This window comes from Pseudomonas sp. UMAB-08, from assembly GCF_900095225.1.
Classification (GTDB): domain Bacteria; phylum Pseudomonadota; class Gammaproteobacteria; order Pseudomonadales; family Pseudomonadaceae; genus Aquipseudomonas.
The window spans coordinates 138,807-165,197 of the sequence record NZ_LT607418.1; the positions used below are offsets into that span (position 1 = coordinate 138,807).

23 protein-coding genes and 1 pseudogene (1 of these 24 cut by a window edge) are annotated in these 26,391 nt (G+C 54.7%); 11 read left to right on the forward strand and 13 right to left on the reverse strand.

Going from position 1 to position 26,391, the window contains the following annotated elements:
* From K0F75_RS25705 to K0F75_RS10495, 4 genes are all read right to left on the reverse strand, one after another.
* Positions 1-740 (reverse strand): MFS transporter (locus tag K0F75_RS25705; protein ID WP_257604306.1); only part of this gene is annotated, 740 nt, incomplete at its 3' end.
* A gap of 47 nt (positions 741-787) precedes the next feature.
* Entirely contained in the window at positions 788-1,945 is a 1,158-nt protein-coding gene (tcuB, locus tag K0F75_RS10485; protein ID WP_219061795.1) for a tricarballylate utilization 4Fe-4S protein TcuB, read from the reverse strand.
* Entirely contained in the window at positions 1,932-3,386 is a 1,455-nt protein-coding gene (tcuA, locus tag K0F75_RS10490) for an FAD-dependent tricarballylate dehydrogenase TcuA (RefSeq protein ID WP_219061796.1), read from the reverse strand. Before tcuA ends, tcuB begins: the two co-directional genes overlap by 14 nt.
* Positions 3,387-3,631: 245 nt before the next feature.
* On the reverse strand, positions 3,632-4,561 hold the full coding sequence (locus tag K0F75_RS10495) for a LysR substrate-binding domain-containing protein (protein WP_219061797.1): 930 nt from the start codon (positions 4,559-4,561) through the stop codon (positions 3,632-3,634).
* A 449-nt stretch (positions 4,562-5,010) separates the two neighbouring features.
* Between K0F75_RS10495 and K0F75_RS10500 the strand changes: the two genes are divergently transcribed.
* Entirely contained in the window at positions 5,011-5,532 is a 522-nt protein-coding gene (locus K0F75_RS10500) for a hypothetical protein (protein WP_257604307.1), read from the forward strand.
* A gap of 256 nt (positions 5,533-5,788) precedes the next feature.
* Here K0F75_RS10500 and K0F75_RS10505 read toward each other — a convergent pair whose 3' ends face one another.
* The 5 genes and pseudogenes from K0F75_RS10505 to K0F75_RS26225 all read right to left on the reverse strand — a co-directional run.
* A complete protein-coding gene (locus K0F75_RS10505; protein WP_219061798.1) occupies positions 5,789-7,087 on the reverse strand; it encodes a site-specific integrase in 1,299 nt (432 codons plus the stop codon).
* Between the two features lie 1,333 nt (positions 7,088-8,420).
* Positions 8,421-8,786, reverse strand: coding sequence for a histone-like nucleoid-structuring protein, MvaT/MvaU family (locus tag K0F75_RS10510; protein ID WP_219061799.1), 366 nt, complete (start codon positions 8,784-8,786; stop codon positions 8,421-8,423).
* Positions 8,787-9,016: 230 nt separating this feature from the next.
* Complete coding sequence (locus K0F75_RS10515) at positions 9,017-9,247, reverse strand: hypothetical protein (protein ID WP_219061800.1); 231 nt, start codon at positions 9,245-9,247, stop codon at positions 9,017-9,019.
* Positions 9,248-9,355: 108 nt separating this feature from the next.
* Positions 9,356-9,661, reverse strand: a complete 306-nt coding sequence (locus tag K0F75_RS10520) for a DUF6482 family protein (RefSeq protein ID WP_219061801.1) — start codon at positions 9,659-9,661, stop codon at positions 9,356-9,358.
* A 97-nt stretch (positions 9,662-9,758) separates the two neighbouring features.
* Positions 9,759-9,884, reverse strand: a pseudogene (locus tag K0F75_RS26225) (DUF393 domain-containing protein); the annotation flags it as partial.
* Between the two features lie 1,350 nt (positions 9,885-11,234).
* Between K0F75_RS26225 and K0F75_RS26230 the strand changes: the two are divergent.
* The 5 genes from K0F75_RS26230 (at position 11,235) to K0F75_RS10545 (ending at position 16,149) form a co-directional block, all read left to right on the forward strand.
* A complete protein-coding gene (locus tag K0F75_RS26230; protein ID WP_374028636.1) occupies positions 11,235-11,942 on the forward strand; it encodes a methyl-accepting chemotaxis protein in 708 nt (235 codons plus the stop codon).
* 441 nt (positions 11,943-12,383) lie between these two features.
* A complete protein-coding gene (locus tag K0F75_RS10530) occupies positions 12,384-12,773 on the forward strand; it encodes a DUF2946 domain-containing protein (RefSeq protein ID WP_219061803.1) in 390 nt (129 codons plus the stop codon).
* A gap of 172 nt (positions 12,774-12,945) precedes the next feature.
* Complete coding sequence (locus tag K0F75_RS10535; RefSeq protein WP_219062035.1) at positions 12,946-14,973, forward strand: TonB-dependent receptor; 2,028 nt, start codon at positions 12,946-12,948, stop codon at positions 14,971-14,973.
* A 419-nt stretch (positions 14,974-15,392) separates the two neighbouring features.
* Positions 15,393-15,731, forward strand: coding sequence for a helix-turn-helix domain-containing protein (locus tag K0F75_RS10540; protein ID WP_219061804.1), 339 nt, complete (start codon positions 15,393-15,395; stop codon positions 15,729-15,731).
* Positions 15,732-15,903: 172 nt separating this feature from the next.
* Positions 15,904-16,149, forward strand: coding sequence for a hypothetical protein (locus tag K0F75_RS10545; protein WP_219061805.1), 246 nt, complete (start codon positions 15,904-15,906; stop codon positions 16,147-16,149).
* Here the strand turns inward: K0F75_RS10545 and K0F75_RS10550 are convergent.
* Positions 16,128-17,249, reverse strand: coding sequence for a DUF2817 domain-containing protein (locus tag K0F75_RS10550; RefSeq protein ID WP_219061806.1), 1,122 nt, complete (start codon positions 17,247-17,249; stop codon positions 16,128-16,130). The two genes, K0F75_RS10545 and K0F75_RS10550, sit on opposite strands and share 22 nt — an antisense overlap.
* A gap of 320 nt (positions 17,250-17,569) precedes the next feature.
* Between K0F75_RS10550 and K0F75_RS10555 the strand changes: the two genes are divergently transcribed.
* Both K0F75_RS10555 and K0F75_RS10560 read left to right on the forward strand, forming a co-directional pair.
* Positions 17,570-19,132, forward strand: coding sequence for a glycosyltransferase family 39 protein (locus tag K0F75_RS10555; RefSeq protein ID WP_219061807.1), 1,563 nt, complete (start codon positions 17,570-17,572; stop codon positions 19,130-19,132).
* A 110-nt stretch (positions 19,133-19,242) separates the two neighbouring features.
* Positions 19,243-20,133 carry an ADP-polyphosphate phosphotransferase gene (locus K0F75_RS10560; RefSeq protein WP_257604308.1) on the forward strand — a complete coding sequence of 297 codons (891 nt, stop codon included), beginning with the start codon at positions 19,243-19,245 and terminating at the stop codon, positions 20,131-20,133.
* A gap of 50 nt (positions 20,134-20,183) precedes the next feature.
* Here K0F75_RS10560 and K0F75_RS10565 read toward each other — a convergent pair whose 3' ends face one another.
* A complete protein-coding gene (locus K0F75_RS10565) occupies positions 20,184-20,486 on the reverse strand; it encodes a helix-turn-helix transcriptional regulator (protein ID WP_219061808.1) in 303 nt (100 codons plus the stop codon).
* Between the two features lie 87 nt (positions 20,487-20,573).
* Here K0F75_RS10565 and K0F75_RS10570 point away from each other — a divergent pair, with 87 nt between their 5' ends.
* Complete coding sequence (locus tag K0F75_RS10570; protein WP_219061809.1) at positions 20,574-21,662, forward strand: NADH:flavin oxidoreductase/NADH oxidase; 1,089 nt, start codon at positions 20,574-20,576, stop codon at positions 21,660-21,662.
* A 271-nt stretch (positions 21,663-21,933) separates the two neighbouring features.
* Entirely contained in the window at positions 21,934-22,302 is a 369-nt protein-coding gene (locus K0F75_RS10575; RefSeq protein ID WP_219061810.1) for a DUF5064 family protein, read from the forward strand.
* A 116-nt stretch (positions 22,303-22,418) separates the two neighbouring features.
* On the opposite strand, the gene K0F75_RS10580 is transcribed toward K0F75_RS10575, so the two are convergent.
* Complete coding sequence (locus tag K0F75_RS10580) at positions 22,419-23,081, reverse strand: VIT1/CCC1 transporter family protein (RefSeq protein ID WP_219061811.1); 663 nt, start codon at positions 23,079-23,081, stop codon at positions 22,419-22,421.
* 61 nt (positions 23,082-23,142) lie between these two features.
* Positions 23,143-24,873, reverse strand: coding sequence for a SulP family inorganic anion transporter (locus tag K0F75_RS10585; RefSeq protein ID WP_219061812.1), 1,731 nt, complete (start codon positions 24,871-24,873; stop codon positions 23,143-23,145).
* A 367-nt stretch (positions 24,874-25,240) separates the two neighbouring features.
* Here K0F75_RS10585 and K0F75_RS10590 point away from each other — a divergent pair, with 367 nt between their 5' ends.
* Positions 25,241-26,391 carry the 5' portion of a sodium:proton antiporter gene (locus tag K0F75_RS10590; protein ID WP_219061813.1) on the forward strand. It continues 67 nt past the right edge of the window, so only the first 1,151 of its 1,218 coding nucleotides appear in the window; it begins with the start codon at positions 25,241-25,243; its stop codon lies beyond the right edge, outside the window.

Genomic DNA, 26,391 nt, shown 5'->3' on the forward strand with positions numbered 1-26,391 from the left:
AGACCACCCGCCAGCACAGTGCGCCAGTTGTCCCGCATGGAGCGGAACACTTCAGCAGTACTTGGGTGATGCGCGCGAGCCTTGAACGCTTCGGTTTCCTGCAACGAACGGCGAATTATGAAAATGAACGGGATAATCACGCAGCCAATGAAGAACGGAATGCGCCAGCCCCACGCAGCGATCTCGGTTGCATCCAGATAGGCGTTGATCCCATAGCCCAACGCCGCCGCAAGGATGATCGCGATCTGTTGGCTGGCCGACTGCCAACTGGTGTAGAAACCAGTACGGCCCGGTGTTGCGATCTCGGCCAGATAAATCGACACGCCGCCCAGCTCTGCACCTGCCGAGAAGCCCTGAAGCAATCGACCCAACAGTACCAGAATCGGTGCTGCGATTCCGATGCTGGCGTACCCCGGCACCAACGCGATCAGTACCGTGCCGCATGCCATTATCGACAGAGTCACTATCAAACCCTTGCGACGCCCCACCTTGTCGATGTAGGCGCCGAGTACGATGGCGCCCAATGGACGCATCAGAAAACCCGAACCAAATACGGCGAAGGTCATCATGAGCGAGGCGAATTCACTGCCTGTAGGGAAGAACGTCTGGGATATGTAGGTTGCGTAGAACCCGAACAGAAAGAAGTCGAACTGTTCGAGAAAATTGCCGCTGGTGACCCTTATGATGGCGCCGAGTTTTGACGTCCGGGATCGGGTGTTTTCCGTTTTTATTTTGGTCATGGCTACGGTGATACTCGATGTTGTTATTGGAATAAAGGTCGTGACGGTCAGTCACTGCCGGCGTTGATTGGGTTGGGTTGGCGTTTTTCGATGGAGTACTTGAGCAGTGCGGCGCTACGGAAGATGCCGTGCGCGAATTTGCTGTAGGGCATGGTCAGAAAGAACGCCATAACCAGTCCCAGATGGATTGCCAGCAGCAGGCCCAGGGCGCTGGTCTCGCGCAAAGCGAGCAACGCCAGACCGCTGGAACTGACCAGCAACAGCAGTGCGATGAATCCGCGATCCATGGGTTTCTGGGTCTCGTCGCCCTGTTCCGGGTTGCGACGCAGATTCATCCATAGCAATCCGGCCGGGCCCACCAACAGGCCGGCACCGCCGAGGATTCCGAGCATCACCGGCAGACTAAAGATTGGGTATGGGGCAGACCAGTCGAGCAGGAAGTGATAGAGCGTGGCCACAGCCGTGGCGGCGAAGCACAGCATGAAGCCATAGAAGGTGAAGTGGTGGAAGCGACGGCGCCATAGAGTGAATTTGTCATCGTCGTTGTTGCAGCCTTCTCCGTGGCCACCGTCCAGATACTTGAGCTGTGCGACGTTGGCTGTGGCTTCCAGGGCGGCAGAGGTTTTCAGTGGTAGTGCAGCGTCGGCAGGTGAGACGTTACGCCAGAAGCGTCGTACTCCGATTGTCAGGGACAGTGCCGCAAAGCCGAACACTGCGCCAAACATCAGGGCCAGTGTGTTGTGCGGGAAAATACCGTAGAAATTGCCACCCGGTATGGCCGTGAACAGGTTACCCATAACCATCAGGGTCAAGCACAGAAACAACGCCAAGCCGCCACCTGAAGCCAGAGCCAGGGTTAGGCCATTGCGTTGGTAAAGTTTGCCCAACGGCTGCGGCCAAGCGTACTCGGCGTAAGTATTCAGACGCACCTTGGCCATCGCTTTAGGCACATTGACTGCAAACTCATGGGGCGCTGCGTACTGGCACGCCGAAAGGCAAGCACCGCAGTTGTGGCAAAGGTTTGCCAGGTAATGGATGTCCGCCTGAGTGAACTCCAGACGCCGGGTCAGGGCCGGAAACACCGCGCAGAAGCCTTCGCAATAGCGGCAGGCATTGCAGATGGTCATCTGCCGCTCAACTTCACTTTCCTCCAGGTTAAGAACTGGGATCAGTTGGCTGGACGCTTGAGGATCAAACAGTTGCATGTCGAGATTCCGATTTCACAGTAGAAGGGCAGAAGCCCACCGAGGCCGCCGCCTGCACACCGGCGATACGCCCGAAAGCTGTGCCAATGGCCATGCCGATACCGGCGGTGTACCCCTTGCCCAGCACGTTACCCGCCATCATTTCTCCGGCGACAAACAGATTCGGACTGGCTTTACCTTTGAAGTGCACAGCAGCAGTTTCGTCGGTAGCCAAGCCCAGGTAGGTGAAGGTCACGCCAGGTTTAAGCGGATAGCCATAAAACGGGGGGTTGACCAAAGGCCGTGCCCAGTGTGTCTTGGCCGGTGTCAGGCCTTCGGTGTGGCAGTCGTCCAGGGCGGTGTGGTCGAAAGTCCCGACCTGACAGGCACGGTTGTAGCTTTCGATGGTTTGCACGAACTGGGCCTCTGGCAAATCCAATAGACGCGCAAGTTCTGGCAGTGAGTTGGCCTTGGTACCGGGGAAAACCGGCGGCATGAAGCGTCCGATCGCTTGCTGGTCGATGATCGAATACGCCTGCTGGTTGGGTTGCCCAGCCACTAGTCGGCCCCAGATTGCATAGCGCTTGGGCCAGAAATCTTCGCCTTCGTCGTAGAAGCGCTCGCCGTCGCGGTTGACCACCACGCCCAGCGATACGCAGTCGATGCGGGTGCAGATCCCACCGTCGTAAAGCGGCGCCCGGGCGTCGATGGCGACCATGTGCGCCTGTGTCGGATCGCCTATGACGTCAGCGCCAAGATCCAGCATGCGGCGCAGCAACACTCCGGTATTGAAACGCGTGCCACGGATCAGAAAGTTATCCGACGGCCATTCGCCGCGCTCGTTTTGGCCCCAAGCCTCACGCAGCCATTCGCGGTTGGATTCGAAGCCACCTGCTGCCAGCACGCAGGAGCGGGCTTCGACACGTTCGGCAGGCAGATGCTGTCCATCGACATCACGCTCGCTGATGTGTGCGGCGACGAATTTTCCATCGTTCAGCTCGATATCGGTTACTTGAGCGTTGTAGCGAATCTTGACACCTAGGCGTTCAGCGCTGCGAAAGTACGCATTGACCAGTGCCTTGCCTCCACCCATGAAGAACGCATTGGTGCGCGCTACATGCAATGCGCCGGACAGCGGTGGCTGGAAGTGCACGCCGTGGGATCGCATCCAGTCGCGACACGAGGAAGAGGCGCGAATTGCAATGCGTGCCAATTTTTCATTGGTGATGCCGCCGGTAACTTTTAGCAAGTCCTGCCAATATTCTTCTTCCGGATACGCGTCGACCAGCACATCCTGCGGCGCATCATGCATGCAGCGCAGGTTGCGCGTGTGTTGTGAATTACCACCGCGCCAGACCTTTGGCGAGCTTTCCAGCAGCATCACGCTGGCACCGGCTTCCCGCGCCATCAGCGCCGCGCACAAGGCCGCGTTGCCGCCGCCTATAACCAAAACATCGACCATCGTTTCTCCTCAGTTCGCAAGCAGACGGGAACGAGTTGCTGCTGGCGAGTGAGCGAACAGTAGTGCGACGTCCAAGGGGGCGAAAGGCGGATTTGTACATGGGGGCTTTAGTTTTGCTAAAGGGGGGGCGAAGTGAATTCTCTACGGTCAGCGGCCCCTTTGATCGCAACGGTGTGCGAGGCGAACAACGAGTGATTGGGCGGCATTGCCTGTAAGGCATTCATTCGCCGATAGTGTTCTAAGTCTCAAATTCCCTCAATCAAACGCGCTCCGGGCCACTGCTGATCATTGACCAATTGCCGTACGACATCGGTTATCACGACCCGCGTCGCCAAAGCAGCGGGGGACAGTTCGTCGTCAGCAAGAGTCGCCAGCAAATTCCTACGCCCAACGTGCGCATCAGCGATCTGTACCAGCGATAGTCCCGACGGCCCTTCTAATGCTGCGGCCGCACCTGGTTGAATCGTAGCGGCGTGCCCGGCCCGTACCGCGTTCATCAGTACGACCAGCCCGTCTACCTCCATGATAATGTTAGGCGCCATGCCCGAGCGCTCAAATGCGGTCATCAGAGTCGCACGCAGCCCATGTTGGGAGCTGGGCATCACCAAAGGCAGTCGACCAAGATCTGCCAGTTGCACGCTGTCGCCGCGCGGTGCGCCAGGCAGTTCTCGGGAGGCAATCACGAATAGTTTTTCGTCCAGCAACGGCGTCACGCTCCAGCGCTTGCCTCCTTCGAGTTGAAACAGGATTGCCAGATCGATCTGCCGCGCATTGAGCTGCGCCGCGAGGTGCCCGGACAGCATCTCCACCAAGTGCAGCTGGATGTCCGGGTAACGCTCGCGCATTGCATTGATCAACGGCAGCGCTAGAACCGTGGCAGTGGTGGGTGGCAGCCCGACACTAACGTATCCACTCATGCGCCCACGATGTGCCGCCAGGATCGCGTTCTCCGCCTGGCGCAAGGTCAGTTGGGCGTGGTGCAGGAAGGCGAACCCCGCGCTGGTCGGAGTCACGCCAGTGCTGGTACGGTTTAGCAGGCGAGTCGACAGTTCACTCTCAAGCTTGCCGATCTGTTGGCTTAATGCTGAGACGCCGACGTCCAGCTCCAATGCTGCACGGCCAAGGCTGCCGTGCTCGACGATCTTCACGAAATAGCGCAGTTGCTTGAGTTCCAAGGGGAAGCGACTCCGGACGATGGATAAACGAGCAGTCTACCTTTTGCCTGAACTTCGTGTCGGCCATCGGCTTGGTGATTAACAATAGGTCGGCTTTTTCCTTTACCTTTTATTCGTTTGATGTCGAACTCCTGCTAGACGGCTAAACCTATGGTAGGGCAGAAGTCGCCTTTCGCTGAAAGCGGCTGCTTTTCATTTTGTTTTCAAACAACGATCCAATTTTTTGAAAAATACTGGCGTTAGACAACCTTTTCGCGAGAGAAGGCCGTGCGCTGCAGGCACTAGGAGAGGTGATGGGCTGAGCTCGAATCGAATGTGTGGCGATCGATGCAGCAGGCATGTGATGCGGCTACGTTCCAGCGACTTATTGAACAGTCAGTCGACTGCTTCAGGAGATCTCCGGGGGTTGATCCCCTCGTGCGTCTGACATCGGCCAACTAGGCATTCAGGTGTTGCAGGATGTACTGCGGCGTCGGGACATCAACACAGGATCCTCTGCTGACGCTCTTGGCCATCCTTGGACCACGACAACCGTCTTCGCACCGCCCCAGCTCGGCGGGCTGATGGACGAGCAGTGCAAGGCGTGGCCGCTTGCACTGCCGCTTGATTTAGACCGTTTAGGTTATCTCCAGCACGACCTATATCCTGGACGGCTCTTTCTTCCAACGCTACCTGGCTCTGACGAAGCTGAAATAGCCCCTCGTGACGGGCAACTGGAGATTAAGGTAGGCGGGCAGATCGTGGCAGACCTTTGTTATTGGAATGCGGGTTGGGGACCTGCGCGGCCCATGCAGTTCAGTGGTAACTGTGGTACCGCACTCACTTCGCGAGGCACGGCTTACCGGGAAGGGCCTGTACCGACGAAGGCTGAGGTGCGCTCGTTTTATTTTTGGCAGGTGAAAGTACTGCACCGAGACAATACCTTTGACGGTTTTAGTCAAACGCTCACGATGGGAGCCATGTTCATTTAACCATCAACAAGTTGATAGCGATGAAAAGCAGCCATTTGCTCAAGGCTGCTTCAGCTGATTCTCAGGATTAGGTCATTAGGCCATTTCTTCTGGCGATTCATACTCATGCTGCTTCATGTCTTCAGAGTGTTAACTTGGAAGGCTTGTCCATCGTTGCTGGAGCTACTTATGACCCGGAGGTACCCGTAAATGAAAGGTGTCTAGTACAGCAGGTTGAGCTGGAGGGGCAGGAACTCTTCGGCATTACTCCTAAGACCTAACCTCTATCTTTGATTCCGAGCCCCTTAACTGATTTGGCACGTTTTTGATCAAGCAAGTTGTAATAAGTATTTTGCGTTGTCGACATGCTCTCATGGCGACGATCAGCCTGGAGATCCTTTATGTCGCGAAATGGTGCGTCGAAGGTAGCCGCCGTATGACGAAGCCAATGTAGGGATGTCGACCGAAGCTTATCCATTTCTAAGTCAGTTTGACCTTCATCCTTCATGCGCTGAAGTGATTTATCGAACACCAGCTGAATTAGGGCCCGAATGTAACGATCTGACAGCCCAGCCCGGCCTCTGACTGTCCTCACTAGTGGGGTACTCTCCTTGTGAGACGGTAGTGGCGGAAGGGAGAGGGTGGCTCGATATCGCTTCAAGTAGTCCTCAATGTACTCGTCTCGCACGCTAATTTTCGCGGCCTTGTTGCCCTTACCGACAACGTTGAACCACCAATTTTCACCGTCAAACTCGAATGATCCCATTGTAGGCTTCCAGTTGTCCCGACCGACTAGATCAGAGACTCGGAGGTAAAGAGAGAAGAGGGTGGCCACAATAAATAGCGTCCGCTCATGTCGAGGTTCCTCCTGAGCCATGACTTCTGCGGTTTCAATTACATAATTCCACTGGAGTGGAGTGAGCGCTTTTCCAGAGTTCATAACCGTGTTGCGCTGTTTAAAGTTGGATTTTTGTTTGACGGCTCGAATTGGATTGGCTTCAGTGGTGAGGCCTTCGTCAATGGTGTACTGGAAAAAACTGCCACAAACGGCAAACACCTGGCCCATCGAGCCAGCAGACATTTTGTACGCTATGTCATCTAAATTTTTACTGTTCTCCGCAGCAACCTTGCGGATCTGTTTATCGATCTTGATGTTAAAAGGGCGCCATTTTTCATTGATGATGTAGGTGTCAGTTTCAGCAGCCTTGCGACCTCCAACCCGGGTAAATCTCGATTTGACGACAGGACCGACCCACTCAGGACGAGGCTGTAGGCAAAACTCCAGGAAATTCTCACAATCGTGGCGTCTGAGCTCTAGAAGCGGCTTTTTGGCTATCAGGAGGGACCAAAGCAGAAGACGCTCAACATGTGTACGGTATGAATTGAACGTGGCTTCGTTGTTTGAATAGGACTTTAGGAATCCGCGAACCGCGAGGTAACCATCTTGAGCCTTAAGCTCTGACGGAAAGGAATAAAGGTACTGAGTTACAACAGGTAACTCATCAGACACACGACTAAAATTCAGATCTCTAAAACGATTGTAGGTGTCAAACAAACGGATCGGAGACGCAGGCATGTGATTACCAGATTAGCGATAGAGACGATTTGATGTGATGTTAAGCATCGCCCTAGAAATCTGCAACAACCGGGTCTGCGCGTTATCGGATATTACATGTCACTTATCCAGATCTTACCGTCTCTAAGGCCTAGTCACTCCACAGCCTGAGTCATATCGCGCCCATAACATCGCCAACTGTCGTGGATCGTTGATAGGCCGCTCTCTGAGGCACGGATGTAAAAAAGGCCACCACTAAAGTGAGAATGTCTTGTGTCTTCAGGGGGAGGCTTAACGCCCGCGAATCCCAGAGCAAGTGAACCCACAGTATTGCTCAAAATTTGTTGTGTCAATATTCCGGACAAAGAGAAAATCGGGGGTGCGACTGTAACGACTAACAATCAAGTCATGAGTCTTCCATGCGGAATAAACGCCCATCGCGGCCCTGACTTTGGCTGTTTAGGAAGCAAATACTGAATAGAGAGGCGTCTGCGAAATAATGAACCGATACGTCGGCAGAACTGCAGCGTGAGTCTAGCAAGATTGAAGCAACCGGTGAATAGCGCTTAAAAGCACGCTATCTTGGATTTCCTTCCGAATTTAGACAAAGATTTGCTTCGGCGTTCTGACAATAGGGACAGTCGGAGCCAAAGTGTTAGGTTGAGCATGATTCGCTATTTAACATAATATACATTATGCGAACCCATGGGTTTCTCTTGCGGGGCGGTGTACGCTTGCTTTCAGAACCGAAACGTCTAACTACGCTAAATTGCTGTTTAGTTTAGTTATATATTTCAGGTCGCGCTCGCTGTGACCCTCAGCTAATTTTGACAGGCTGATAACAAACTCGATAAATAAAAAAAACTATTATGAATCATAGCCTTGTGAGCTATTGCCCTTCAGACCGTGGTCGTTGCGTTTTGAGCAATTGTGATCATTGTGTCTGATTCTGCTCAGAACCATCGCTTCCGTACGTAATTTCACACAAAGCATCTTTTTGCCTTAAAAAAACAAAAATAATCTAATCACTAAAAATGACTGAATCCTGCTGTACCTGTAGAAAAATTATAAGGAAGGCTCATAGCTTTGACTTGTCAGGCTTGTACCGCTTTACGCAGGCAAGGTATGCGCTCCATCAGTTAAAGATGATGATCATTTTTAACTGCGTTATTGAGGTGAGCTTAAAGAGTGGATTTTTGTAGTGATAGCATTGCTATCGCCTACCTAGCCGATCCTCACAGCTAGATGCGGCCACCCGTGTGTCTATGGGATGTAAGCCATCACCAATTATGCAGATTGAAGTGATGGCCCAAAACAAAGGACCCTTCCAGGCCCTTTTGTACTCAAACCAATTTCACTTGGTCAGCCAAGATTCCACGGTGTCGGAGCCGTACTGCGCCTTCCATTCTTTCAAGGTTTTATGATTGCCACCTTTGGTTTCGACGACTTCACCGGTGTGAGGGTTTTTGTAAACCTTCAGTTGGCGCGGCTTGCGAGTGCTGGTCTTGGACTGGTTAGCTGGTGCGCGTCGATCAGCCTGTGGATCGAGTAGGTTGATTACGTTCTGCAAGTTGTAACCGTACTGAGCAAGCAGCTCACGCAGCTTCGTTTCGAATTCAATTTCTTTCTTGAGGCCAGCATCCCCTTTCAAGGCTTCGAGCGCTTGGAGCTGCTCAACAAGGTGTTTTTCGAGCTGGCGGAATTCTGCAAGCTTGGACATTGAGAACCTCTTTCTGGATAGTATCCCGTAGTGTATCAAAATAGAGCATCGAGCTATATGAAACAGCGATACCCGTTTCCGAGTGAGCTATTGCAATAATAAATAAACACAACCCGCAGCCTCAAACTCCGTGAGGTCTAACTAGCGATTAGGGGCATCGCCGGGGGTGATATGAACACTTTCACTATCGAGGCTTATAACCCTATTGATCGCAGGCCAAAAAACCTGCATCAGTCATGAAATCTTTCGTCGATACTCGCTAAGACCCTTGCAAAGCGCATTGCCAACGGCGCACTGAAACCGGGGCAAAAACCGCCTCCGGAAACGCGAGTTATGACCGAGCGCTGCAGAAAAAGCTCGTCGCCGAGCTTCTTCTGTTCCAGGCAGACACGCAGAGGTTGCATACCAGAGTTGAGGTTGACGCTCTGAAAATCCAGGCGCTGACCTTCGAGCTCGCCCACACTCCGCCATCAGTATGGCATCGTGATCGGCATCCAATGCATCGCACAGTCTCAGATCGAAAGACAGCTTATCGCCCAGCAACAGCCCCAGATTTCAAACAGGCGGTCTCACCAAGGCGCAGCTAGCGAAAAAGGAATTCGCAACGACTCAATGGGGCCTTCTCGCCCGCCGCACATTTCATCATGGACGCACTGCTGCACAAGCACACAAGGAAATGGCGGAACCAGTTGCAACAGATCGCGCAAGTGGGTGACGGAACGAAGGTGCATAGGCTTCGCCAAATCGTTCAGCAGCGTAAGCTGGCCGTGATCTAGCCTAATGCGCGCTATATAGATACCGCGCTCCAGAGACAGCAGTTCCAGCTCCCGTATCTCGCCATTCGTGGCCAGCGCAGTCAACTTTTTCAGATTCAAGTTTCACTCCTTGCCTACCGCGGTAGGCACTCTCCGTCATAAGCAAAGAAATTTCCGCTGTAGGCAGGGCCCAAGCGGTCGATCAGCGATAGCAGCTACTGATGTCAAAAAACTGCAGTCGTGCCTCTATGGCGCGTCGGCTCAGGATCTTGATTTCTCGAGCGAAGAGCGTGCATTCACCATCAAAGTAAAGCGTCAGTGGCTATTGCTCTAAATTGTACATGAGCATAAACTTTGTATAGCTTTTGCATAAGATATGCCGAAATACACAGACTTACAATGGCCGCCATTCTTTTACCGTGGTATGAGCCGTCATGCCCGCCCCAGAGGAAGGCTCATCTGGGTTTTCGATTGGACTTACCGCCGGAATGAAAAATGACCGAAGCGGTGCATTGAGTATTTTGAACACGACTAGTAGCGGGTTTCTCCCCGTCGATGCGTGTCATGAAGTTCAGGCATTCAAGCACTGGTTCGGGCATCCGCAAGGCCGATCAAAATGGTTCCATAGCGTTAACCTATTGCCTTGCCCGTCAATATTAATTACGCGGCCGCAGCCACCGAACGTGCCCTGCCCTCAGGGCTATGGCTGATTTATATCGCTCAATCCAGCCCTTACCGGGTCTATCTCCGAGCTCTACCCATGAAAAATTCAGTCTCCCTAGCCACGCGCATAGGCCTTGGCTTCGCCGCCATCGTGTCGCTGCTTATATTGATCACCGCCGTTGGTATTCAACGGGTGGGTTTTATCGACTCCACCCTGGAAGACGTCAGCGAGAATGCGGCGAAGGTTCAACGCTACGCTATAAACTTCCGCGGAAGTGTGCACAACCGCGCCATAGCTATTCGGGACGCGGTGTTGGTGGATACTGATCAAGACTTGGAAATCCACCTGACTGAAGTCATCAAACTGGAAAAGGCCTACACCGATTCTGCCGTGCCGTTGGATCAGCTATTCGCAAGCCCGCGAGTGACATCGCAGGAGCAACAACTGCTGCTGGCCATTAAAGACATTGAAAAGCAAACTCTGGCGTCTACTAAATCGGTGATTGTCCTACGTCGCGCCGGTGATATTTCTGGAGCACGAGCTTTGTTGCTGCGGCAAACCTCCGGGGACTACAGCGAATGGTTGAAACGGGTCAACGCACTGATTGACTATGAAGAGGTGTCGATCAAGACCCAGCTCAGTGCGGTACAAGCTACCGCTAGTCAGTTTCGCGGTCTGATGCTCTTGGCCACCGGTATAGCGTTGCTGCTGAGCATCATTCTGGCGGCCTTTATTATCCGCTTCATCAGATCAACGCTGGGCGCGGAGCCGACTGAGGTTGCACAGGCTATCCAACGGTTGGCAGCAGGCGATTTGCAACAGACGATCGTTACCGACTATCCGAACAGCGTGATGGGCGTGTTGAAAACCGCCCTCAGCCGCTTGGCCGACACCATCAGTGAAGTACGCATTGCTGCCCAAGAGGTCAACCATTCATCCATGCAGCTGTTGGCAACATCGTCCACCAATAATGACCAAATCAGCCTGCAGACTCATGAGGCCAGACAGGTAGCGACCGCAATTACGCAAATGGCGGCCACAGTCAATGAGGTCTCGGGCTACGCGTCCCAAGCAGCGGATGCGACGCGTCTCGCAGATGCTGAAGTTGAAAGCGGTAACCGTCTGGTTGCAGACACCACGCTAGCTATCGAGCAACTGGCTACCACACTGGTTGAAACCACCAACACTGTGGAGCAGGTGTCCAAGCATAGCGAACAGATTGAAACGGTTATCGACGTGATCAATTCAATCGCCTCGCAAACTAACCTGTTGGCTTTGAACGCAGCCATCGAAGCGGCCCGGGCCGGTGAGCACGGTCGAGGGTTTGCGGTTGTGGCCGACGAGGTGCGCTCACTAGCTAACCGCACGCAGCAGTCGACGGAGGAAATTCGCGCAATGATAAGCACTTTGCAGAGCGGTACCGAAACTGCAGCGCAAACCATGCGCAACAGCTGCGAACTGGTAAATCGGACAGTGGCTCAAACCCGCAACGCCCAGAGTGCGCTGTCCAAAATTAGCCAGGAAGTGGGCGCCATAAACCATATGAATACCCAAATCGCCAGCGCCTCTCTCCAGCAAAGCGCTGTGGCCGAGGACGTAGCACAGAATATCACCCGCATCCACAGCTCAACCGTGCAGTCAGCAACTGGATCACGGGAAGTGGCAACGGCCAGCCAGGAGCTGGCGCAGCTAGCTGATCGCCTTACCCAGAAGGTGGCGTTTTTCAGGGTGGCTTAGAGGGCACGCGGCATAAATAGCCAATCGCCCCTACCCTTACGCACAGATATTCCATCAAAGACGAGTACGCGATTACTGAGATATGCCTCAATGGCTCTCAACGGACCGTCAATCCTTACCAATACATAGGTAAGAAAGAGGACTGTTTTTGTGCATTAGGCGAAGTGCAGAGGAATCACAAGATGAACGAATATGGCGAGAGGCCCGCTCTCGCCCCACCCCAGTTCGCAAAACCGAGCAGTTTGACAGTGAGCTTTCGTCATTTGCTGGATGGCTTGTGGCGCGATCACTAGTTCTGGATACATGCACATTCGACTTCTCACTAGTGATTAACGACGGTCGATAAACGCCGGTTTCCTGCGGCAAATTAGCGCGTCACAGAACTTTTACATCACGCCTGAGTTCTGGCTAAATGGCCGCCCCTTTGCGTCGACCTCATTCATGGCCTCGTTGAAACGCATCAGCCCCTGGATTGCTTGCCTGGCAGTGTTACTCAACATGCTGGCCATGCCGCTGAGTCGCGCGATGCAAACGCCAGACCTGCAACTATTGCTCTGGGGTGGGTTCTGTTCAGGCAGCAGCTCTAATGCCTTGCCCCCAGGCTTTGGCAAGCTGCTCGATACGCTGCAACCGACTCCGGCCAAAACCGTTATGCATCACGGAGACTGCTGTTGTGGCCATGCCGGACTGGCAGCGTTGCCATCTAACTACTACCGCCATTTCCTGCCCCGATACGCCCCCGACACCCTGCTCGACAACCCTGAACTGCCAGCACTTCACCCCAGAGTTCGCTGGCCCAGCTTGAGCCCGCGCGCCTCTCCCCTCGCCTGACCGCCAATCCCTGCCACCTGACATAGGTCCGGCAGGGCCTTCATTACCTATTTTTAGCTGCCCTGCCATAGCCGCTAAAACACCCTTGAAGTTTCTTGGTCATCAGGAAGTGTGCGTTATGCCTGCTCCATCTACTTTGCTTCGCGCAAAGCCTTTGTCTGTGTCCCGTTCCATGTGGTCCTTGTTGACGTGCGGCCTGTTCGCATTGAGCCCTTTGTCTGCGGCACTGGCCGAAGCCACCAAAACCGAAGACTCGACCCTAACCCTCGGCACTGTGAATGTGCAGGGCAATGCCGGTGGTCCCTTGAGCACCAGCAGCGTGCTCAGTTCCGTGGATATCCTGGGGAGTGACATCCTCGGAAAAATGCCGGTCAACTACAGCTGGGAACTGTTCAGCCGTGCGCCGGGAGTAATGCTCACCGAGTTTAACCAAGGCACAACATCCGGCAAGATCTCCTTTCGTGGCTTCAACGGCGAAGGTGAGGTCAACGCTGTCAAACTGCTGATCGACGGCATTCCGAGCAACAGTAACGACGGCAACATGCCGTTCATGGACATGATTTTCCCTCTCGAACTGGACAGCATTGAGGTGGTGCGGGGCACCAGTGACGCGCGTTACGGCCTGAACAATATCGCCGGCAACGTCAACATGCTGACCCGTACCGGCGGCGACTACACCACGGCCCGCATCCGTTACGGTAGCTTTAACACTCAGGAAACCCAACTCGCCAAGGGCATCGAAAGCAGTAACTGGACCCAGAACTACTTCTTCGCCTACCAGAAATCCGACGGCTACCGAGATCATGCCGAGGCCGACAAATTTTCGATGTCCGGCAAATGGTTCTATACACCGGACGACGACAGCTACCGCATCGGTCTGATCGCCCGTCACTATGAAACCGAGGCTCAGGAGCCTGGCTACCTGAGTGAAGATGATGCTCACCATCATCCAACCATGACCAACAGCTACAACGCCACGGACAAGGGCACGCGGCGGATGAATCAGGTCAGCGTACATTTTGATACTGACCTGGCTGATACCCTCGCCTGGTCGGCGAAAACCTACGTCAACACCTTCGACGACCGACGCTGGACCCAGTATTGGAGCACCAGCTCCCAGCAGGAACGCGACACCTACGAAACCCAGTACGGCGCCCTCACCTCCCTGACCTGGCGCCCGGAAGTCAGTTGGTTGTACGACTTCGCCCTGGAAGGCGGCGCGGATGCCCAGCAGCAGCAAAACAAAAGCGAGCGCTACAAGACCACTCAGCGTGTTCGCCAGTCGCAAACTCGCGACCAGCAGTTCGACTTCGGGACCTACGGTGCTTACGTCCAGGCCGAGATCAAACCATTCGAGTCGTTGAAGATCGTCCCCGCGTATCGGGTCGATAAGATTCAGGGTGACTTCACCAACGAAATGACCGGCATGGACTACGACATCAACAACTACGGCCTGATCAAGCAGCCCAAGCTCAGCGTGGTCTATTCACCGTGGGACGTGGCCAGTCTCTATGCCAACTGGGGACGCACTTTCCAGGTCGGCACGGGTGCGGCGGCCTACAAGATTCCGCCGAGGGACACCGATCTGGCGCCCTCGATCAATGAAGGCTGGGAAACCGGAGTCAAATTCACCCCTGCCGACTGGGTCGACGGCAGAGTTGCCTATTGGCAGCAGGAAGCCTCTGGTGAAGTCAGCCGCCGGCTCAACGATCCCAGCGGCGAATCGGACAACGTCGGGGAAACCCGGCGCTGGGGTTACGACATGCAGATGAACCTGCACCCCAACGAACGCACTGACATCTGGATGGCCTACTCTTGGCAGTATTCGAAAATACTCCAGCCCAGCGCGACCTTGCCCAACAGCAAGGGCCAGGAAATCGACCACATCCCCAATCATCTGTACAACGCGGGCGTCAGCTATGAGGCGACCCCCGCCTTGCAATTAACGGCTTGGATGAACGGCCAGACCAACTACTATCTGGAGCGAGAAAACACCAAAGGTACCTATGGCGGTTACGTGCTGATGAACCTCGGCGCTACTTACAAAGTCACCAAGTCGGTAAGCGTCGATATGCAGTTGAAAAACCTGACCAACCGCTACTATGAGTACGTTTGGTATGACCCAGAGGGTGCCGTGGCATCCCTGCACTCGCCGGGTGATGGCCGTGCACTTTATACCGGCGTTACCCTGGATTTTTGATTAGGATAGCTGCTGAGGCTGGATCGGCCTCAGCAACACTCACACTTCATCCATGAATCGTCTTCAGCCAGCGGCAATACAGATGTTTGGTCATCTTGCGAAGAAAGCACTAACCACCGTGGCGCTGGAGACGCGTTTCCCAAAGTCACCCTCACTGTCGAGGGTGTCAAAGAACACACAAATATCCACGACCAAAAGGCAATAGCATAGTTTTCAATGAGTCATACAATGGTGGATATAATACTGCTGCCCACCTCAAATGGTATGACTTAATGTAAGTGCTCGCGACTGTAAATTCAAACACTTATCGCCAATACATGCACCCAAATGAATTGCATTTTGCGCACAATACACCTTATAGGATCTTGTGTGATAGTGTTGTTATGACATCATTATTGCATTCAACAGAATGAAATAATATGAACATTGGCACTAGACTAAAAAACGAGCGTAAAGCCTGCGGCCTGTCCCAGAGCACCCTTTCTTTCATAGGTGGCGTACAGCCCAATGCGCAAGGTCATTATGAGAAAGGGGTCAGGTATCCGCAGGCTGACTATCTTATCAGGCTGTCTGCTACGGCTATAGATGTGTTGTTTGTCGTGACGGGCAGACGAACTCCGAATGCGGTTGCTCAACTGTCTTCAGGTGAGGAGGCACTTATTATTTTTTTACGGACGATGAACGTTTTAGATACGCAGGCCGTAGAACACATCATAAATATATTAGCTCAGGCGTTGCAAAATGAGAGGCGTGATTAACGTTAAGCTTCACATCTTCCTGATGTGATTGGATCCCATTATTTGATTTGTAGGTGACTTCGACATTCGGGATGCAACCGTGTGGATTTTGGGGGTGTCGCTAAACAACCTTGAGTTCTACCGGTAGTTGAGTGGTCAGGTGGCGCCTTAAGATTAGAAAGGAATTCCCGCGATGATCGAAATAAGCCAGGAAGCGATTGACGAGGCGAAGGCTCGGATTTATAGCCACATTGAAATCAGTATTACTCGTTCGTCTCGTGAGTGGTCGCTGTGGGATGCGAGGGTCTACATCGAAACGACCGCCTTGCAGAGGATTGGCATCCTGAACGATGACGAAGTGGTCGAAATATACGCGGCTTTGGAGGAGGCTCGGGCCCAGAGTTTTGTCCACCAGCCTCATATGGACCGCGTCCCATAAATCCGTGGCAGTGCCGCCAAAGCCCGCTCCCAGATGTGTCGGGTGCGCAGCCAGACAACTTCTTGCCAGTCACTGTCCGCGGGGTAGAACTGCTCGAGCAACTCCAGCTTGATTTTCCTTGCGACCTGATCAGTGAGGTCTCCGTGCAGGTGCAACCACTGATCGTCGCGTAGAACAGTGTGGACCTGCTCTCCCGGATAGGTGCCACATTCGATAACGAACGGCATTAAGTGCACCTGCGGCAATGCATCGAGTATGGCCTGCGAGGTGTAACCCGTGGCTGTGGCTGCTACCCCGGTATCGCTTTTGCTTTCAGCTCCAGTGAGCAAGGTATACAGCCATGGGCCGTACACCGCCTGGGCATCGTGCAGCGCCGGGTAGGACGACTGGGCAATTGTCATCAGCATTGGGTGACCGTAGTCTCCCGCGCCGGTATGCAGGTCAAAGCACATGGCCACCTCGGCGTGAGCGAGGTGCTCTTGTATGATTTTGCGCAGGGTTTTGTTCGACCACGCAGGTGCCTTGCCGCCATAGAAAAGACCGTCGTGGTGTGCGTACTGACCGGCCTCGACAATCGACATAACCGCTGACCAGCCCTCTTTACGAATTCGCTGGTTGAGCAAGGCGTCAGCCCTCTCCCGCTTCGGTCCCTGCAACTGGGTGCAGGTATAGATTTCGTGCAGCGCCTCGTACCGTTGATTGTCCGGCAGCGCTTGAGTGAAATTCAGATAGTTACGGTTGAGGTCGATATTGTCTTCGTTGACGCGGCGCATCCAGGCCGTGCCCCAAGGATTGATCAAGTGGATCATCAACACCGCGACATCGTCGGGCAAGGTTCTACCGGTTAGCGCTTGCAGCCATTTGATCTGGCAATCCGAGCCATAGAAGCCTTCAATACCGTGCGTGCCGCTGAGGGCAACCAGCACCCGCTTCGCATGTGGGTCTCCGAGCACGGCAACATCGGTACTCAGCGGCTCGCCGGAGGGCCCGGTCAATGGGTGGCGGTACTCAGCGAGACTTGCACCTGCCGCTTTGGCAGCAGCCAGAAACTGTTCACGTTGGCTGGCAAAACTGGGATGCGATGGAACACCTGTGCTCATGGTTGCCTCATGTCAATCAACACGTACCGGGCTTTCAGGAGTCGCCGGGTGCGAAGTAGTGGCGGGCAGTCTTCTTTCAAGACCCTGATGCAAAAACATGACGTGGTTGGATACAGTATGCGCAGAGTTTATACGAACGATCTGGCTGTCGACCGGCTCGATATCCTGAATCAAAAAACAGTTCGGGATCAAGGTTAGTCGCTACCCTCCTCCCATCACTGGATAATCGGGAACGTTCCTGAAATGGTTGGCATCCACGTACGGTCGCCAAAAATCGAAAATTGCTTTGTGTCAGAGGGTTGCATGGCGTGGGAGAACGTATGAAATTTCAAAAAAACCATATTATGGGCAAGGCTCTCGAACCAGGCACTGCACAGAAAATCAAACGCGCTACGTTTTGGACTCGTGAGCTTTGGTTGTTACCCATCCTGATTCTGGCGGCGCTGGTGCGTTTCTATGGTTCAACCGCATCAGCAATCTGGTGCGATGAAGGTTCAAGTTTACTTATGAGTCGGTATTCGCCAGCGCTTATCTGGTTCCACAGCGCTCACGATGTACACCCACCTCTCTATTACCTCCTCTTGCACTTCTGGATAGAAGTATTCGGGAACGGTATTTTCTCGGTCAGGGCCATGAGCGTGCTGCCGGGCATTGTGACGGTAGCCCTCGGTGTCTGGCTGGTTCAGTTGATCGCAACACGTCGAGCAGCGGCCCTTGCCGGAGTTTTATTGGCCTTACTGCCCATTGCAGTGCGTTATAGCCAGGAAGTGCGGATGTACTCCCTCATGGGGCTCTGGCTGGTGGGCGCAACCATAGCGCTTGTCTATTGGGTAAAAAATCCAGACCGTCATCGGTATCTCGTCATCTATGCGTTGTTAATGACGGCAAGCTTTTACACTCATTACTTCACCGGCCTTTGTGTCCTTTCACACTGGGCCTACCTGTTTTTCATACGCGATACAAAGCCCCGCCTCATCACTCGCCCTGCATGGTGGATCGCCAACGGTCTCATTGCCTTGCTGTATGCCCCCTGGATTCCCGGCCTGATTGACCAGCTGCAGCACCTTGAACAACTCAAGGTCGGTGGCGACGTTGGCTGGATACTGCCTGTTACACGCTATTCTCTGCCCTCTACGCTCTGGCAGTATTTGATCCTTACGGATGGTTTAAGCCTGAGATGGCCGCTCTATTTTTCACTTCCACTCGCGGTGGCGCTGGTCGCCGGTGCGGTGGCCCTGCGTGACCGAGGCCCCTATAAATTTCATGTTTTATTGGTGACTTACACCTTTCTTCCTTTGCTCGTTGTGTTTCTGATCTCGTGGATAACGCCACTGCTGGTCGAACGTTATCTAATGTTCTCTGCCCTGGGTTTGCCCATGATTTTGGCAATCGCCATTGATCAAATCGAGCGTCATTTCCGTTACGTGGCAATCGCTATGCTCATGGGTATCCTGGGGGTAGAACTGATTGGTTTGCGCAATGACTACCAGGTGGATGATGAACAGTTCGACAAGCTGGTTAGCTATGTCAATCAGCACTATGCTGCCAATGACCGCATCGTTGTCAGCGATTTATTCTGGTATTTCAGTTATGTCTACTACAACAAGACGGGGTCTGAGCCACTGCTCTACACACCCAAACTAGCCAATGGTACTTCGGGGCGACCAAACAGCTACGGGTTCGGCACGCTGGTCGATCAGGATTCCGATAAAATTTACCTGGACAGTCTTGAAGCGTTACCCGGCGACTCTGCGCGCGTGTGGTTGATCAGCAACAGCGAACCACCGGATGATTTTTCTTCCATACCTGGCGACTGGACGAAGGTGTCAGAGTTGAAAGTCGGAGACACTGAAGCACGCCTGTTCTCTATTCCTCGGCATTGAGAGTGCTGCCATGACCCATAGATGACCATCGACGGCAACGGTCTTGTCTTGCCATAACTTGATAATGGTCAAGATGGCTACATAGGGGGCACTACACGCTATGAGGAGCGATGGCCCCCTGGAAGATCAAGATGAAAATACATTCGAAAGACTTTCGCGTGCCGGAAGGCAAGTTGGGCAGCCTCCGGAGGTGGCCCACGAACGTGAAGCCGGTGTATAAATCGACGGAGCAATATCGCCAACTTCTGGGTCAACACGTTGCGCAACTGAGTGAGTTGCAACAGCTTCTCTATGCGTCCAATCGTTATGCTGTCCTGCTGATCTTTCAGGCGATGGACACGGCGGGAAAGGATGGTGCCATCAAGCACGTGATGTCAGGTGTCAACCCGCAAGGCTGCCAGGTATTCAGCTTCAAACATCCCAGCGCCGCCGAATTGCAACATGACTTCCTTTGGCGCACCACCCGCGACCTGCCAGAACGCGGGCGAATCGGCATCTTCAACCGCTCCTACTATGAAGAGGTGCTGATAACGCGTGTACATCCAGAAATCCTCAGCAGCGAAGGCCTCTCGGAAACCAATCTCGATGAGACCACGATCTGGCACGCCCGGTACCGTTCGATCACGGATTTGGAGCGGCACCTTTTCAGTAACGGAACCCGCATCATCAAGTTCTTTCTCCATCTATCGAAAGAGGAACAGCGTAAACGCTTCCTTGAACGCATCGATGAGCCAGAAAAAAACTGGAAATTCAGTCTTGCTGATATTGAGGAGCGAAAATTCTGGAAGGACTACATGGGGGCCTATGAAAAATGTATCAGTGCGACGAGCACAAACGATGCCCCTTGGTATGTCGTTCCTGCGGATGACAAGAAAAACGCCAGGCTATTTGTCTCCCAAATCATTCTCGACACGCTCGTGGGCCTCAACATGACGTACCCCAATACGGACGCTAACCGTCAGAAGGAATTGCAGGCGATCCGTAAGCAGCTCGCGAAGTGAGATCCGTAGCGTGCTCACTGCTTCTTGGGGCCGGATGCACGGTGTCTCGATCAATCCTGCTGAGCCAGGATTGCCGTCAGCAGGCCGGGAAACCTGCTGTTCAGGTCAGCACTGCGCAATGAGTTCATGTGCAGGGTGCCGACGTTTTGAGTGTGCACCAGACCCGCATCGCGCAGCACCCGAAAATGATGGGACATGCTCGACTTTGGCCTGCCGCCATCCAGTTCGCCGCAACTCGCTTCGGTGACACGGCCAAGATGACGGACGATTTCCAGGCGAACCGGGTCGCTCAAGGCATAAAGCACTCGTTCGAGGACAAAATCGCTGGCAGGTGGATGTTTGAATGCGCGCATGGGTGAATCATACACAGGGGTTTACCCATGAGCTATTGTTCGAATACTATCGAACTACGGAATATTCCTTCGCTAAGAGGTATGACCATGTCTGCGCTGTTCCAACCGTTCAAACTCAAGGATGTCACGCTGCGCAACCGGATTGCGGTCCCGCCCATGTGCCAGTACTCGGCAATCGATGGTTTGATCAACGAATGGCATCAGGTCCACTTGGCCGCTATCGCACGCGGCGGCGCCGGATTGGTGATTGTAGAAGCGACTGCAGTAGCTCCCGAAGGGCGCATTACTCCAGGCTGCACAGGGATCTGGAACGACGAGCTGGCACAGGCGTTTGTACCGGTGGTTCAGGCCATCAAGGCCGCTGGTTCGGTGCCGGGCATCCAGATCGCTCACGCCGGGCGCAAAGCCAGCGCCAACCGCCCATGGGAAGGCGATGATCATATCGCCGACGATGATGCCCGCGGCTGGCAGACCATCGCCCCGTCCGCCATCGCGTTCGGCGCCAACCTGCCGAAACAGCCCAAGGCCATGACCCTGGACGACATTGCTCGTGTGCGTGACGATTTTGTCGCTGCCGCCCGTCGCGCTCGTGATGCCGGCTTCGAATGGCTGGAACTTCACTTCGCTCACGGTTACCTGGCGCAGACTTTCTTTTCCGAGCACTCAAACCATCGTGAAGATGCCTACGGCGGCAGTTTTGACAACCGTAGCCGTTTCCTTCTGGAAACACTGGCAGCCGTGCGCGAAGTCTGGCCGGAAAACCTGCCGCTGACCGCGCGTTTCGGCGTACTCGAATACGATGGTCGGGACGAGCAAACCCTGGTGGAGTCCATCGAACTGACCCGACGCTTCAAAGCCGCCGGGCTGGACATGCTTAGCGTCAGTATTGGCTTCACCATCCCTGAAACCAACATTCCCTGGGCGCCGTCGTTCATGGGCCCGATTGCCGAGCGCGTGCGTCGCGAAGCCGACATTCCGGTCTCTTCAGCCTGGGGCTTCGGCACCCCGGCGATTGCAGAGAAAGTGCTCAAGGACGGTCAACTGGACGTGGTAATGGTCGGTCGTGCACACCTGGCCAACCCACACTGGGCCTATTTCGCCGCCCGTGAACTGGGCATTGACCGTGCGTCCTGGACGCTGCCGGCGCCGTATGCCCACTGGCTGGAACGCTACTGACAGATTCGTTGGCTACTGGGCAGAAGCGCCCACCAAACCATCAAAACAGCCCGTGCCCATGTGGTCACGGGCCACCGCTGGATTCCATTACCCGCCTTGCAGTCTGTCCAGCGCCCGCTAGTCTTGCTTGGGAGTATTCAGATACATGTACGTACTGGAGAAGCAGGTCTATATCCACGGTAAGTTCCTCCCGTGTAGCCCACCTGAATCAGTCGTTTGATTCAGCGGGTATGAGCAGGACTCACAGCGTCAGACTAAACAGGGTCATCGTATGTTCACGCCAGGCCATCTCAATCGCGCCAGTATTCCTGGAATCCCAGGCATACCAAAATTCAACATCGACGTTTTCTATGAGGTTCGTCATGACCCAAAGGAAGGCATGTTGATGCACTTCAAGATGGTCGGGCAGGTGTCGGGCCGAGAGTTCGTTGATGAGTTCGACATGCACCGCGATACCGCCTCCAACTTCGCCAGTCTGGTAGCCAAGGTCGCGGTCAAGCACGGTCTGCCCCCTAATGAAAGTCCTATCATGCGCAGCCACGCCGAATACGATGCGATGTTCGAGGATATTCGCGACAAGCTGGGCATAAAACCCGGCGATCCGATTAACTTGGATAACCTGGAGAAAGACGGGCTTTAAGAGTCGTCCAGGCCGATTATTTTGTGTGTGAGGCCAAGATCAGTCCTGCAAGATGCCCTCCGTTCGGGTGCTGATGGAAACTGCTATTACCGGCGCCCGTCCCGCACCTCTATGTTTCACCCTCCCAGCGCCATGATCGCTAACATCAGCAACGTACCGGTGATCGCCATTACCGTCCCTCCACGCCAGCGGCTTCCACCCGCGTATCGCGCAAGAGCCCAACCCGCGAGAAATAGCATCCCGAGTGCGACCATGTTCGACACGCGTATCGCAACCGCCACTTGATGAAACAGCATGAATGGCACCGCAACAGGAAATGTTGCCAGTGTCACCAGAAGGAAGATGCCGAAAGCGCCCTTGAAGTCGTCCGGGCGCAGACGCGGAGGTATGGGTGCGCCCGAAAATTCGAGCATCCGGCGACGAATCATTTCAAGGCCCTCGTTGCCGGCCGCCGCTGCGATACGAGGAGGCAGTGCGCCAGCAATGAGTGTCTGCCCCGCCGCTGCATCCGTTTCTTTGCACAGGCGTAAGTAAAGCGTCCGATTGCGCGTGCGATCAGTGACCGTGCGTACGAGGTACATGACGGCGTCCGCTAGGCCCCAGGCAAGATTGCAACCGAGTGCCGTGACCATCATTGTGCGTACCGTCTCCTGGCCAGCCGTTGCCACGCTAAGCGAGCCTATAAAAGTCATCGCCATCAGCAGGCCGAAGATCACCTCCGAGACACGATCAATCGGATCGAGCACGCGCGCACGCTTCTCTTCTTTGATGTCGTGCATGAGGCTCACCTCCTGGCCTTGCTTTGGCGATGTTCGAAGCCTTCGATGCCCTGACCGTCGGCTATGCCTGAAAATGTGCAACCGCCTGCTCAAGATTGAAGAACATTCGCGAAGGGCCCAGCGAGCGCCCCAGCGGCGATTTTCTCACCATGGCAAACACGCCTGGATTCATGCCCACCAGCCACAGCATCACACCACGCTCGCGCATTCGGCTTTCGGCCTCGGTCAGCATTTTTAGCGCGGTGTACTCCAAATCGAACACTCCGCCAAGGTCGAGAGCAATGACCTTCGGCTTGGACTCAGCGATCAACGCCAGCAACTTATGGCCGACCCGCTGGGCGTTCGCGAAGAAAATCCGGCCTTCTGAGCGCACCAACAGCAATCCGGCAAAGCTTTCATCCTCGGGATGCTCATCGGATCTCGGGCGGAAAACGTTAGTGCCTGGTTTTCGGACCAAGGCATACACCGGAGGGTCGGAAACCTGATAGGCCAGGGCGACGAGCGAAACGATGATCGCAACGACAATGCCTCGCAGTGTTCCCAGCAACATGACCCCCAACATGGCCGCCAGCGCCCAGATGAACTCTGTTCGACGCACCGCCAGGACGTCGCGAAACTCTGAGACTTCAATAAGACCCACCGAATAGACAATCACCACGGCCGCCAGCGTGGCATTCGGCATCAAGCTGATGAAAGGCGCCAGCAGCAGGCACGTTCCCAGTGCCAGTGCCGCTGTAATCAACCCCGCCAATTGCGTATGTGCCCCCGCCAGTCGGTTTACTGCGGTCTGCGTGGTTCCTCCACCCGCCGCCATCCCCCCCAGGAAGGCTCCACCTATGTTCGCTATACCCGTCGCGATCAGTTCCCGATTGGGCTGGGGCGCGGGCTCGTCAGTCTGGGCGAAGGCACGTCCCGCAGCGATTGTTTCGGTAAAGCTCATCAGCGCGATCCCTATGGCTGCGGGCCAGAGTGGGGTCACCCACTCCCCCGCAGGCAACGTCAAGGCAGGTAATCCGGTTGGAACATTGCCGACTAACGAAATACCGAAGCGGTCCAGGCCAAACAGGCTCATCCCGGCAATCCCGATGGCCACCGCGACCAGTGGTGCGGGCGCGCTTGGGGTGAAACGCTTCATCGCGACCAGGATCAGCACCATGAAGACCCCCACCGCAACGGTGGGCAGCGCAGCGTGCGGTATCCCCCCCAACGTGGCGATGAGGTTATGGAGGAAGTTGCCCTTTTCGATGTGGATGCCTAACAACTTGGGCGCTTGGTCAAGCACGATGACGATGCCTATGCCTGCCTTGAATCCAACCAGCACGGGCTCCGAGATGAAGTTGGCCACAAATCCCAGACGCAGCAACCCCGCCAGAACAAGGAAAGCCCCTACCAGCACTGCCAACGTGGCGGATCCCACCATGAGTACAATAGGGTCGCCAGTCGGGGTGATCTGACCCAGTGCAGAACCTGCGAGGATAGCGATTGTCGTGGTGGTGCTCACGCTGAGCGGACGTGAAGAGCCGAGCAAGGCATAAATCGCCATCGGTACCAAAACCGTATAAAGCCCGACTTGTACCGGGAGTCCGGCAATAGTGGCGTAAGCCAGTGCTTTTGGTATGACCACCGCTGCAGTCGTCAGGCCGGCAATGGCATCTCCTTTGAACCAGCCCTGCCGATAGTTGCGAATCCACTCCGGCACCCACTGATGCAAACCGCCGCTTGAATGCCGCGCTGCGGTCTGGGTCTCGGAGCCTGAGTGCGGGTCGTTCGGTTCAAGGTCTTGTCGATTCATCAGACACTCCAGGCCAAGACTCACCCTATTCAGTGGTTTGATCTCCATGGAGTCACAATGGTACGCAGCTGGTTTCGCTGTTTGCCTTACAACAAGTGCTCATACCGCTTACCGGTACCTGTATGAGCATTTACGACCCGCAAGAGGAGCGCCAAACACTCACTCCTCCGCCCCCTGCAACTTCGTCAGCAACAATGCCGTGGCTCTCTGTAAATTCAGTGTTCGCGCAGCCGCAGCAGATATTCAACTGTAAATGTAGCTTGTTTGAGAGCTTGTCACCGGCGCCGACAGAAAGTTCTGCAACCGGTTTGCGGATAGTCAGGGGCTGACCATAATTGACCTACCGTCCTTCAGACTGGCAGGCCTCATGTACCAGAACCTCGCTCTGCTCACGGCCTTCCTTTTGTTCTACAGCATCTTCGCCGGGCGCTTCGAGTCGAGCCTGCTCAATGGTCCGCTGATGTTTATGCTCGCAGGTCTCATTCTCGGTCCCGCGGTGCTGGATATTCTGCAACTCCGGATTGGCAGGGAAGGCCTCAAAGCCTTGGCCGAGTTGACCCTTGCGATTGTTCTGTTCAGTGATGCGGCCAACGCTAACCTCAAAGTCCTGCGGGTCCATGAAGGGCTTCCGTTGCGTTTACTGCTGATAGGCCTGCCCCTGACCATCTTGTGTGGGTGGCTGGTGGGTATCTGGCTATTCCCGCAGGTGCCGCTGATAGAGTTGGCGATTCTGGCAACCCTGTTGGCGCCTACCGACGCAGCGCTGGGCAAGGCGGTTGTCAGCAACCCCAAGGTTGCCGCTCCCGTGCGTGAAGGGTTGAACGTAGAGAGCGGCTTGAATGACGGGATCTGCGTCCCGGTGCTATTGATGTTCCTGGCGTTATTGGTCGAAGAACAGACTCAGGCCCCTCTCTCTCTCGCGGCGAAGCTGGTTGTCGAGGAACTGGGCATTGGCGCGCTGTCCGGAATAGCCCTGACCATGGTCGCCTGGCAGTTGCAGCGGCTTTCCTGGAAGCACCAGTGGCAGATGCCCGTGTGGTCACAACTTACCCTGCCCGGCCTCGCCGTTCTGTGCTTTGCCACTGCGCAAACCCTGGGCGGCAGTGGCTTTATTGCCGCCTTTGTCGGGGGGCTGCTCGCGGGTCACCTGTTTAAGGAACAAAAGCATCAGTTGCTTCAGGCCAGCGAAGAATTTGCCAGCCTGCTATCGGTCATCACGTGGGCCGTGTTTGGCGCATTGGTCATCCCCAAAGCCTGGAGCAGCCTGACCCTGGACATCTGGTTTTACGCACTGCTCAGCTTGACTGTGGTGCGCATGCTACCCGTGCTCATCAGTCTGCTAGGCACCCGCTTCGACATCGAAACCCGTCTGTTCATGGCCTGGTTCGGCCCGCGCGGCCTGGCCACTATCGTCTTTGCCGTCATGATCATGGACTACCCTCTACTGGCGGGTAATACGCTGATCGCTACCGCCATTTGCACGGTGTTACTCAGTGTTCTTCTGCACGGGCTGAGCGC

Coding starts and splice junctions, on each gene's coding strand:
- K0F75_RS10570 (WP_219061809.1), top strand. CDS start 20,574: ATGTCTGCGCTGTTCCAACCGTTCAAACTCAAGGATGTCACGCTGCGC.
- K0F75_RS10510 (WP_219061799.1), bottom strand. CDS start 8,786: ATGTCCAAGCTTGCAGAATTCCGCCAGCTCGAAAAACACCTTGTTGAG.
- K0F75_RS10545 (WP_219061805.1), top strand. CDS start 15,904: ATGATCGAAATAAGCCAGGAAGCGATTGACGAGGCGAAGGCTCGGATT.
- K0F75_RS10565 (WP_219061808.1), bottom strand. CDS start 20,486: ATGCGCGCATTCAAACATCCACCTGCCAGCGATTTTGTCCTCGAACGA.
- K0F75_RS10585 (WP_219061812.1), bottom strand. CDS start 24,873: ATGAATCGACAAGACCTTGAACCGAACGACCCGCACTCAGGCTCCGAG.
- K0F75_RS10555 (WP_219061807.1), top strand. CDS start 17,570: ATGAAATTTCAAAAAAACCATATTATGGGCAAGGCTCTCGAACCAGGC.
- K0F75_RS10540 (WP_219061804.1), top strand. CDS start 15,393: ATGAACATTGGCACTAGACTAAAAAACGAGCGTAAAGCCTGCGGCCTG.
- K0F75_RS26230 (WP_374028636.1), top strand. CDS start 11,235: ATGGCGGCCACAGTCAATGAGGTCTCGGGCTACGCGTCCCAAGCAGCG.
- K0F75_RS10560 (WP_257604308.1), top strand. CDS start 19,243: ATGGCCCCCTGGAAGATCAAGATGAAAATACATTCGAAAGACTTTCGC.
- K0F75_RS10535 (WP_219062035.1), top strand. CDS start 12,946: ATGTGGTCCTTGTTGACGTGCGGCCTGTTCGCATTGAGCCCTTTGTCT.
- K0F75_RS10575 (WP_219061810.1), top strand. CDS start 21,934: ATGTTCACGCCAGGCCATCTCAATCGCGCCAGTATTCCTGGAATCCCA.
- tcuA (WP_219061796.1), bottom strand. CDS start 3,386: ATGGTCGATGTTTTGGTTATAGGCGGCGGCAACGCGGCCTTGTGCGCG.
- K0F75_RS10550 (WP_219061806.1), bottom strand. CDS start 17,249: ATGAGCACAGGTGTTCCATCGCATCCCAGTTTTGCCAGCCAACGTGAA.
- K0F75_RS10580 (WP_219061811.1), bottom strand. CDS start 23,081: ATGCACGACATCAAAGAAGAGAAGCGTGCGCGCGTGCTCGATCCGATT.
- tcuB (WP_219061795.1), bottom strand. CDS start 1,945: ATGCAACTGTTTGATCCTCAAGCGTCCAGCCAACTGATCCCAGTTCTT.
- K0F75_RS10505 (WP_219061798.1), bottom strand. CDS start 7,087: ATGCCTGCGTCTCCGATCCGTTTGTTTGACACCTACAATCGTTTTAGA.
- K0F75_RS10530 (WP_219061803.1), top strand. CDS start 12,384: ATGGCCTCGTTGAAACGCATCAGCCCCTGGATTGCTTGCCTGGCAGTG.